Below are 8,592 nucleotides of genomic sequence, written 5' to 3' on the forward strand. Positions count from 1 at the left end.
GGCAGCGGCCCGGACCCCTGCGCCACCGCGCTCGGCCCGCTGGGCCGGTCGTTGCGGCTGGCCGCGCCGCACGTGTCGCTGACCGTGGTGGACGTCGCCGACACCGACGACCCCGCCGCCGTCGCCCGCGCGGCGGTCGCGGAATGGCCCCACCACCTTCTCCCCGAGGTCCGTTGGCACGGCGCCGAGCGGACGGTGCCGGCCCTGCGCCGCGCGCCGGCCCCGCACACCGCCCAGCCGGTGGTGATCCAGCCCGGTGCGGCCTGCGTGGTGACCGGCGGAGCTGGTGGACTGGGTCGCCTGGTGGCCCGCCACCTCGCCCGACGCTACGGTGCCCGGTTGCTGCTCCTCGGCCGATCCCCGATGGATGCCCGCATCGAGCGGGAACTGGCCGAACTCGCCCGGCTGGGCGCGGTACGGCCCCGGTACGCCTCGGTGGACGTGGCGACCCCGTCCAGGTGTCCACCGCGTTCGCCGAGTTCCAGGCCGGGGCGGGGCCGGTCTCCGTGGTGGTGCACGCGGCCGGGGTACTGGACCAGCGGATCCTGCCCGACCGCCAGTGGTCGGCGGTCGAGGCCACAGTGCGTGCCAAGACCATCGGCACGGCGGTGCTGGACGCGGCCACCGCGGCGAACCCGCTGGACGCCTTCGTGCTGTTCTCGTCGGCGTCGTCGGTGCTCGGTGACTTCGGCGAGTGTGACTACTCCGTCGCCAACCGGTTCCTCGACGGGTTCGGCGTCTGGCGGGAGCGGATGCGCGAACGAGGGCTGCGGCGCGGCGCCAGCGTCGTGCTGCAGTGGGGGCCGTGGGCCGACGGTGGCATGCCCCTCGTCGACACGAGTCGGCAGCTCTACACCGGCCACGGCGACCTCGCGGCGATCGACGCGGCGCAGGGCCTGGCCGCGTTCGACCGGGTGCTCTCCGACGGCGGGGGGCAACGGATGATCGTCGCCGGCACCCCGGCGGGCGTCCGCCGGCTGACCACCCAGCTCGACCCGCCCGTCGGCCTCCCGGTCCCGTCGTCCCCGGCGGCCAGCCCGGACGAGCGGTCGGACGAGCTGCGTGACCGGGTCCTCGCGGAGGTCCGTACGCTCGCCGCCGCGCTGCTGCGTCTGGAGAACACCCCGGCTGTCGTCGAGGCCGGCGGGCTGCCCCCGGACGAGGGACTGGGCGAGTTCGGCTTCGACTCGCTCAGCCTCAAGGACTTCGCGGACCGGCTGGGCGACCACTTCCAGGTGTCGCTGTCCCCGACCGTCTTCTTCAGTCGCAGCACCCTGCGGATGGTGGCCGAGTATCTGGTCGAGTCGGAACCCGCCGCGGTCCGCGCCCGGTTCACGTCCGCCCGCCCGGTCGACCAGGCGGAGCCGGCCCCGGTCCCGCCCGCGCCGCGGACCAGCGGCCAGCCGACCGCGCCCGCGCCGTCGTTCGTCCGCGTGCCCGGGGCCGACGGCGCGGTGGAACCGGTCGCCGTGGTCGGCATGGCCGGGCGGCTGCCGGGCTCGGCCGATCTGCACGCGTTCTGGCAACACGTGCGCGACGGTCGCGACCTCGTCGGCGAGGTGCCGCCGGAGCGGTGGGACTGGCGGGCGGTGTACTCACCGGACCGGTTCGGCGAGGGCCGCACCCGATCCCGATGGGGCGGCTTCCTGCCCGACGTCGACCGTTTCGACGCCCGCTTCTTCGGGGTGTCCGGTCGTGAGGCGGAGCTGATGGACCCCCAGCAGCGGCTCCTGCTCCAGACCGCCTGGTCCGCCGTGGAGGACGCCGGCTGGCGACCCTCCGCGCTGTCCGGCACCCGCACCGGTGTCTACGTGGGCGCCCAGTTCAGCGACTACCAGGAGTTGCTGCGCGCGCGGGGGGTGAGCGAACCCCAGGTGGGCACCGGCACCGAGCTGACCATGCTGGCCAACCGGGTGTCCTACCTGCTCGGTCTGCGCGGCCCGAGCGAGGTGGTGAACACCGCCTGCTCGTCGTCGCTGGTCGCGGTGCACCGGGCGCTCACCGCGATCCGGCACGGTGACTGCGACGCCGCCCTGGTGGGCGGCTGCAATCTCATCCTCACGCCGACCTACCACGTGGTGACCAGTCAGATGGGCGTGAACTCGCCGACCGGCCGGTGCCGCACCTTCGACCGCGCGGCCGACGGGTACGTGCGCGGTGAGGGGATCCTGGCCGTGGTCCTCAAGCCGCTCTCCGCCGCGCTGCGCGACGGCGACCACGTGTACGCGGTGCTGCGCGGCTCCGCCGTCAACCACGGCGGCCGGGCCGGCTCCCCGACGTCGCCCAACGCCGACGCCCAGGCCGACGTGGTGGCCACCGCCTGGGTACGCGCCGACGTGGCCCCCGAGTCCGTCTCCTACCTGGAAACCCACGGCACCGGCACCGAACTCGGCGACCCGGTGGAGGTCGACGGCCTGCGCCAGGCGATCCAACTCTGGTCGGAGCGCACCGGCCGCCCGGTGCCGTCCGGCACCTGGTGCGGCCTCGGCACTGTCAAGACCCGCGTCGGTCACCTGGAGGCCGCCTCCGGGCTGGCCGGACTGGTGAACGTCATCCTGGCGATGCGGCACCGGACCCTGCCGGGCCTGCTCCACCTCACCGACCCGAACCCGCTCCTACGGCTCGACGACGGGCCGTTCCACCTCGTCGACAGCACCCGCGAGTGGGTTTCGCCACCGGGCGTGCCCCGCCGCGCCGGCGTCTCCTCCTTCGGGTTCGGCGGCAGCAACGCCCACGTCGTCGTGGAGGAGCACCCACAGGTGCCGACCCGTCCGGCGGCGACCCCGCCACCGCAGGCCGTCGTGCTCTCCGCACGCACGGAGGAGCGGCTACGGTGTGCGGCCGGGCGACTCGCCGACGCCCTGCGCCCGAAGCCCGGGGCCACCGCCGCACGGGTACGTGCCACCGTCGCCGAGGTGCTCGCCGTCGCCGTGGCGGACGTCGACATCCACGCGCCCCTGACGGAACTCGGCGCGGACCCGGTGACCATGGCCGAGATCGGCCGGCGGTTGGCCCTGGCCGGGCCGGCGCCCGCGCCCCGGACCGCCGTGGCGGAACTGTCCGCCACGGCGGGAGCGCCGGACGGACGGCCCGACCTGACCGACCTCGCGTACACGTTGCAGACCGGCCGCGAACCCATGCCGGAGCGCCTGGCGATCGTCACCGCCGACGTCGACGAACTGGCCGGCCTGCTCACCGCGTTCGCCGGCGGAGCCGACCCGGCGGCGCTGCTGCGCGCTCGGGTGCCGGCCGGCGCGCACCGCCGTACCGGTGACGTACCGACGTCCGCGGCGGAAGCGGCGCGTGCCTGGCTCGACGGCCGCGAGCCCGACTGGGCGGCCCTGCACCGCGCTGCGCGCCGGATTCCGCTGCCCGGCTATCCGTTCGCCGAGGACCGGTACTGGCTGCCCACCGTCGAAGCGGCCGGGCCCGACCGTCCACACCCGCTGATCGACGAGGACTGCTCGACACCGGAGCAGACGCGGTTCCGCGCGGTGCTGCGCCGTGACGCCCACTGGCTCGCCGACCACGTCATCGCCGGGCGGGCCACCCTGCCCGGCGCGGCCTACGCCGAACTGGCCCGCGCCGCCGCCGAACTCGGCGACGCCCACGGGCGGCCGGCCACCGCCGTGCGTGACCTACTCTGGGCACGCCCTGTCGTGGTGGACGCCGAGCCGGTCACCCTGGACGTCGTGCTGACGCCCGGCCGGCGCCCGGGCACGGTCCGGGTCGAGTTCCGCACCGGCGCCGAGCCCGTGGTCCACGCCATGGCCACTGTCGTCTTCGACGACGCCACGGCGGAGCCGGATCTGGTCGACGTCGCCGCGATCACCGGGCGGGCGGCCGACAGCGTCGCGGGTGAGGAGGTCTACCGGCGCTTCCGGGTCGACGCGGCGGACTACGGCCCGGCCTTCCAGGTGGTCGAGCGGATCTGGCGGGGCGACGGCGAGGCCATCGCCCGGCTGCGGCTTCCCACGGCCGCGAGCACCGACACGACCGGTATGGCGCTGCACCCCGTGCTGCTCGACGGGGCCTTCCAGGCGGTGTCCGGGTTGCTGGACGGCACCGGCGGCGACGGCGGGCCGCTGGTGCCGTTCGCGGTGGCGGAGGTGCGGGTCCTGGCCGCTGCGGCGCCCATCGGGTACGCGTACGCGACCCGTGCGGCCGGTGACCGGTTCGACATCCGACTGACCGACGATCAGGGCCAGGTGACGACGGTCGTCAGTGGCCTGTCGGCGCGGGCCATGGCCGGTCCGGCCGACGACGTGCGCTGCCGGTTCCTCGTGCCCCGGTGGCAGACCGCGCCTCCGGTGGCACCCGGGCCGGCTCCCCGGCGGGTGCTGGTGCTCGGTGCCGGTGACGACCGGGCGGACCTGGTGGTGGCCGGCTTCGGCGCCCGCTTCGCCGAGGTGACGCCGGGCCGGCGCTACCTCCTCGACCCGACCCGCGCCGCCGACCTGGACCGCCTGCTCGACCGGCTCACCGAACTGGACGCCAGCCCGGACGCGGTGCTGCACAGGTGGTCGGAGCGCGCCGAGGCCGAGCACGGCCCGCTCCTGCTGATCAACCTGTGCCGGGCGTTGGCCCGGTCCCGGCGCGGCGCCCGGATCGTGAGCGTCGTTCCGGCCGATGTCCCGGCCGCGGTGGCGCTGGCCGCGACCGCCCGGGTGGTCCGCGAGGAGCACCGCGATCTGGACGTCGTGGTGGCGCAGACGACCCGTCCGCTGTCGCTGGCGGAGTGCCTCGACGAACTTCGCGTCCCGCACGGCGAGCCGGAGATCCGACTCGGCGACCGGCGGGACGTCCCGCGGTGGCACGAACTCGACCCGATGCCTCCCACCGCTTCGCCGACGTGGGTCCGGCCCGGCGCGGTGTGCCTGGTGACCGGTGCCTCCGGCGGACTGGGCCGGTTGCTCGTCGGGCAGCTGGTGGCGGCCGGGGCGCGGGTGGTGGCGGTGAGCCGGTCCGAGCCGGCCGCCCTCGATCCGTCGGTGCTCGTCGTGCGCGGCGACGTGTCGGCCCGCGAGGACGTGTTCGCGGCGGTGGCGGCGGCGCGGGAGCGGTTCGGCCGGTTGGACGTCGTGGTGCACGTGGCCGGTGTGCTGCGGGACGGGCTGGTGGCCGGCAAGTCGGCGGCGGACGTGGCGGCGGTGTGCGCGCCGAAGGTGGCGGGGGCGCGGTGGCTGGACGAGGCCACGGCGGACCTGGACCTCGAATCGTTCGTGCTGTTCTCGTCGCTCTCCGGGACGGTGGGCAACGTCGGCCAGGCGGACTACGCGTACGCGAACCGGTTCCTGGACGAGTTCGCGGTGTGGCGGGCCGAGCGGCGTCCGGGCGTGACGGTGTCGGTGGGCTGGCCGCTGTGGGCCGACGGCGGCATGACCGTCGACCCGGACACCCGGCAACGACTGCGACGCGGCACCGGCCTGGTTCCGCTGCCCGCCGATGTCGGGCTCGCCGCACTGGCCCACGCGCACCGGCTGCGGGCACCGCGCATCGCGGTGTGGCACGGCGAGCGCCGCCCGGACGGGCCACTGCCGCTGGCCACGAGCGAACCGGCTCAGCCGAAGCCACTCCCGGTGGCCGTCTCCCGCGACCTGACCGACGAGCTCGCCCAGGTCTGCGCCGAGGTGCTGAAGGTGGACGTGGCCGAGCTCGACCCGGAGGAGGAGCTGTCCGCGTACGGCCTGGACTCGATCCTGATGATGACGTTGCTGAACCGCTTGGAGGCGCGGTTCGACACGGTCGTCGAGCCCAGCGCGGTCAGCGAGTATCCGACCATCGCCAGGTTGGCCGCCCACCTGGCGGCGACCGTGCCGCCGTCACCGTCCCCGTCCCCGGCCGCGCCGGCGACGCTCCGGGAGCCGGCGCCCGCTGCGGACAACTCGGTGGCGGTGATCGGGATGGCGGGACGTTTCCCCGGCTCGCCGTCGGTGGCCGCGTTGTGGGAGAACCTGCTGGCCGGTCGACCGCTGGTGTCCGAGGTGCCCGCCGACCGGTGGGACGCCGCGGCGGTTTTCGACCCGTCGCGGCGGCGGCCGGGTACGTCGTACTCGAAATGGGCGGGCTTCGTCGACGGGCCGTTCGATTTCGACGCCGGCTACTTTGGGGTGTCCGAGGCCGACGCGGTGGTGCTGGATCCGCACCAGCGTCTGGTGCTGGAGCTGGCGGCGGAGTTGTTCGCCGACGCGGGGTACCGGCCGGACGAGGTCGCCGGTTCGCGCACCGGCGTCTTCATCGGCGGCGGGGACAGCAACTACCTGCCCAGGGATGTCGGCGCGGTGCCGCCGGACGCCGTCCGCAACCTGCTGACCAGCACCATCCCCAACATGATGGCGGCGCGGGTGGCCGACTTCTTCGACCTGCGGGGGCCGGCGCAGACAATCGACACGGCGTGCTCGTCGGCGCTGGTGGCCATCCACGCGGCCTGCCGGGCCCTGCGCGCCGGTGAGTGCGACCTGGCCATCGCCGGCGGCGTCGAACTCCTGGTCGACCCCTACCTGCACATCGCCTTCAGCCAGGCGGGCGCGTTGGCGCCGGACGGGGTGTGCGCGGTGTTCGACGAGGGCGCGCACGGCCTGGTGCTGGGCGAGGGTGGCGGCCTGGTGCTGCTGCGCCGGGTGCCGGACGCGGTCGCCTCGGGAGACCGGGTGACCGCCGTGGTGCTGGGCGGCGCGGTGAACAACGACGGCCGAACCATGGGACTGACCGTGCCGAGCGTGGACGGTCAACAGGCGGTGCTGCGGGCGGCGCTGGCGGACGCCGGGGTGCCGGGGGAGTCCATCGGCTACCTGGAGGCGCACGGAACCGGGACGCTGCTCGGAGATCCGATCGAGGTGCGGGCGGCCTCGCGGGTGTTCGGAACCGACGGCGGGCGGGCCCGGTGCGGGATCGGTTCGGTGAAGTCGAATCTGGGGCACCTGATGCGGGCCGCCGGCGCGGTGGGCTTCATCAAGGCGGTGCTGACCGTCGAATCGGGGATGCTGCCGGCGACCGTGCACTGCGCGCGCCCGCACCCGCGCTTCCGGTTCGCCGAGTCGCCGTTCTTCCCGGTCACGGCGACCCAGCCCTGGCCGCGGCGAATGGGCTGCCGCGCCGGGCGGGGGTGTCGGCGTTCGGGTTCGGCGGCACCAACGCGCACGTCGTGGTGCAGCAGTACCAGGGCGCCCAGGGGTCGCGGACCCCGCTGCCGCCGCCCGAGTTCCGGCGCCGCCGCTACCGGCTCGGGGAGACCACCGCCGCCGAACCGGGTCAGCGCCTGCTCGACCTGCTCTCCTCCGTCCACGACGGCCGGCTCAGCGCCGACGCGGCCGCGAACCTGATCACCTCCCTGGCGTCCGCGCCGGTTACGAACGGGGCGAGTTCGAGATGAACAGCGACGACGTCACCGAAGTCCTGCGTGCGCTCGCCCGCCAGGAGATCTCGCCGGCGCAGGCGCAGGAGTTGATCTCCGGTCCGCCACCGTTGCGGTGCCCGGTCGACTACGACCAGCCGCAGCTGCGCGACCACCTCGGGACCAATCCCTTCGACGGCCGCGAGGACACCCGGGTCCTGCTCGGCGTCACGCACGCCACCCTCGCCGTCCAGGCACACCTCGCCGCCGGTGCCGCCCTGCCGGTGCGGGTGGCGGACCTGACGGTCACCGCGCCGGTGCTGCTCCGCCCGGGCGGCCGGGGTGAACTCACGGTCACCCGCACCGGGCCGCGGTTCGCCGTCCGGTTCCACGCCGACGGCTCCGACACCGAGGTCGCGCACGGCGGGTACCGGCCGGTGGACGCCGCGCCGCCGCCGGCTGCCTCCCCGCCGCCGTCCGGCGATCCGGTCGGCGAGGAGGAGCTGTACGGCTCGGTGAGCACCCGCCGTGGCCCGGCGCTGCGCGCCCTGCGCACCGCCCGGATCGCCCACGGGTGGGTGACCGGGCCGCTCACCCGCAGCCCCGAGGACGGCGACCACGCGCTGCCGGTGTCGCTTCTCGACGGTGTGTTCGTCGCCAGCATGGCGTTGCTGCGTGGCACGGCGGCGGGCATGTGGGTCCCGATGCTGATCGAGGAGCTCACCGTGTACGCGCTGCCCGGCCCGTCGTGTCACGCCGAGGTCCGACTGGCCCGGGCGAGCGCGCAGGCCGCCGCCGTGGACGCGGTGCTGCGCGACGAGGACGGGCGTGCGCTCGTCGTCGTCCGTGGACTGACCTACCGCTTCGTCGGCGGCGACCCGGTCGTCTCCGACGCGGTCCGCTCCGAACCTCCTGGCGGTCATCGGGACGACTCGACGGCTCCGGGCGGTGCTTCGGCGGTGGTCCCGGCTTCGGCCCTGGGTGGTGCTTCGGCGGTGGTCTCGACGGGTGCGGACCTGAGCGGTCGCGTCACCGGCTACCTGCGCGCGGTCGTCGCCGAGGAGACCGGCATCGAGGAGCTGCCGGCCACCGAGCCCTTCATGTCGTGCGGCATCGACTCCAGCCAGCTCATCACCATGGTGCGGCGCATCGAGGATGACCTTGGTGTGGAGTTGTATCCGACGTTGTTCTTCGAGCAGCAGTGTCTGGCGGAGTTGTCGGCGTATTTCGTGGCGGAGCACGCGTCGGTGGTGGGTGAG

At 75.0% G+C, this 8,592-nt stretch carries 3 protein-coding genes and 1 pseudogene; 3 read left to right on the top strand and 1 reads right to left on the bottom strand.

Features of this window, described 5'->3' with window-relative positions; genetic code table 11:
- Positions 1 to 315: hypothetical protein (locus JM949_RS39395; RefSeq protein ID WP_309232408.1), on the bottom strand; the 315-nt coding region annotated here is incomplete at its 3' end.
- Here JM949_RS39395 and JM949_RS40060 point away from each other — a divergent pair.
- From JM949_RS40060 to JM949_RS30775, 3 genes and pseudogenes are all read left to right on the top strand, one after another.
- Positions 304 to 2,999 (top strand): annotated as a pseudogene (locus tag JM949_RS40060) (beta-ketoacyl synthase N-terminal-like domain-containing protein); the annotation flags it as partial. The gene JM949_RS39395 and the pseudogene JM949_RS40060 sit on opposite strands and share 12 nt — an antisense overlap.
- The gene (locus JM949_RS40065; protein WP_407664857.1) at positions 2,988 to 7,322 is read left to right on the top strand and encodes an SDR family NAD(P)-dependent oxidoreductase; all 4,335 of its coding nucleotides are present in this window, start codon (positions 2,988 to 2,990) and stop codon (positions 7,320 to 7,322) included. The pseudogene JM949_RS40060 and the gene JM949_RS40065, both read left to right, overlap by 12 nt.
- 46 nt (positions 7,323 to 7,368) lie before the next feature.
- Positions 7,369 to 8,592 (top strand): phosphopantetheine-binding protein (locus tag JM949_RS30775; protein WP_203151615.1); only part of this gene is annotated, 1,224 nt, incomplete at its 3' end.

Origin of the sequence: Micromonospora tarensis (assembly GCF_016803395.1) — a bacterium.
Lineage (GTDB): Bacteria > Actinomycetota > Actinomycetes > Mycobacteriales > Micromonosporaceae > Micromonospora > Micromonospora tarensis.